Raw genomic sequence first — 653 nt, 5'->3', positions numbered from 1 at the left:
CGTCGGCGCCGTAGAGGGCGTCCGCGAGGGCGTTGCGCTGGGCGTCCGGCCAGCCGCCGGTCACGTTGGCGAACCAGGCGAGTGCCGTGCCCCAGCCCTCGAAGGCGGGCTGCTGGTAGCTGGGGTCGGGGCGGACGGTGAGGGCCGCGGGGGCCGTCTCGGTTGCGCCTGCCTGGTCGACCGGCGCCATGACGAGGGCCGGCAGGGCGAGGACGGGAACGGCCGCGAGGGCGGGCAGCCTGCTCCGCCGGCGGCGGGGCGCCGCCGCTCGATCACGTGAGGACAACACGTACTACTCCCTGGTGGGTGCGGGTGTCGTGGGGACGTGTCCGGGGGGCCGCGCCCGGGGACGCGGCCCCCCGGACCGTGGCGCGGGCTCGGGACGGGAGCACGCGCCGATCGGGGGTGGGCGGAGCCGCGTCCATCGCCTTGACGCGAGGGGCACCCGAGGTGCCCACTCCTCGATGTTTTCGTTAACACGGTCTGCCGTGGGGAGAGTCTGGGAGCGGCGAAACCAAGGTGTCAAGAAGCTCGGAGCCCGCTTTCACAGGTTTCACGCGTCACTGTGCGATACAACACGCGACGGGGACCGGCGAAGCCGTTGCTTCGCAGGGGGCGGATTCAACTCCTGCGGTCGGCCGCACCCGCCTCGC

1 pseudogene is annotated in these 653 nt (G+C 73.5%); it reads right to left on the bottom strand.

Annotated elements, in window-relative coordinates:
* A pseudogene (locus tag CCN56_RS41225) lies at positions 1-289 on the bottom strand (hypothetical protein); the annotation flags it as partial.
* Positions 290-653: the final 364 nt, after the last annotated feature.

It is taken from the genome of Streptomyces sp. NRRL B-24572, from assembly GCF_002156145.1.
Taxonomy (GTDB): domain Bacteria; phylum Actinomycetota; class Actinomycetes; order Streptomycetales; family Streptomycetaceae; genus Streptomyces; species Streptomyces vietnamensis.
The sequence above is the reverse complement of the archived record's forward strand: the minus strand, read 5'-3'. Positions and strand labels throughout refer to the sequence as shown.